The organism is Clostridium sp. ZBS15, assembly GCF_023845705.1.
In the GTDB taxonomy this organism is placed as follows: Bacteria; Bacillota; Clostridia; order Clostridiales; family Clostridiaceae; genus Clostridium; species Clostridium aquiflavi.
In genome coordinates this window covers 1-1,238 of sequence record NZ_JAMQHY010000013.1, presented here as the reverse complement: position 1 = coordinate 1,238, position 1,238 = coordinate 1, and the positions used below count along the sequence as shown (strand labels likewise).

1 protein-coding gene is annotated in these 1,238 nt (G+C 25.4%); it reads left to right on the top strand.

Going from position 1 to position 1,238, the window contains the following annotated elements:
• On the top strand, positions 1-1,238 hold a 1,238-nt coding region (locus NG904_RS06665), incomplete at both ends, for a Ppx/GppA phosphatase family protein (protein WP_252230642.1).

Below are 1,238 nucleotides of genomic sequence, written 5' to 3'. Positions count from 1 at the left end.
GATAGTAAAATAAACGAAACACTAGCAAATGTTCGTTCATTTAAATCATTATGTACTTTTTCAGAAGTAAAAGAAATCATAGCAGTTGCTACTTATACCTTAAAAAAAGCATCTAATTGTAATGAATTTCTTGAAAAAATAAAAAATCAGTTTAACATAACTGTTAACTTATTATCAGATGAGCAGGAAATATATTATAGTTACTTAGGGGTAACAAGAAGTATGTATGTAAATAATTCTCTTATTGTAGATATTTGTGGATCTTGTACTCATTTAACTTGGGTTAAAGATGGAAAAATAGAGAAAAATACTACAATTCCATTAGGGGCCTTAACTTATACTTTCAAATACAATTTACAAGATAGAGTGTGTTATGAAAATCTAGAAAAAGCCATATTGTCTTTAACAAGTATATTAGATGACATTGAGTGGTTAAAAAAAGAAAATTTCGAATCTATAATAGTTGTTGGTAGTACAGCTAGAACTCTTTGTAAAATTGATAAAGCTAAAAAAAGATATCCTTTTGATATTTTACACAACTACAAGTTAAATGAAAATGATGTTTATAAAATATATAACTTAATAAAATGTAAAGACTTTAAGCAGAGAACTAAAATAGATGGTTTATCAGTAGAAAAATCTGATTTAATAGTTGGTGGATTAAGTATACTAAATACTATAATTGAAAAAGTAAGATGTGATGATATTATAATATCTGGTCGTGGATTAAGAGAAGGTATAATGTTTGAATATATAAATAATCATTATGAGCCTATTGATGATATATTAGATTATAATTTGAATGGTATAATTGAATATTTAAATATAAATAGAGCACACGCTGAACATGTATTTAACATAACATCAACTCTATTTAATGAATTAAAGCCTATTCATAAATTAGGAGATAAATATAATAATGTATTAAAAACTGCTACATTATTGCATGATTCTGGAGTTAGTATAGATTATTATCATCATCATAAACATTCTTTTTATGTAATACTAAATTCCAACATTAATGGACTTAGTCATAGAGAACTATTCATGAGTGCTGCTATTGCTGCTACTCATAATGAAAGAGATAAAGTAGCACTGCCACCTTTCTTTTCAATAATAAATAAATTAGATATAAAAGCTATTAATTCTATTAATATACTTCTTATGATTGCTGAACATTTGGATCTAAGTCTTGAAAGAGCTGTAGACTATTTAAGCATTGATATAAAAGAAGATAG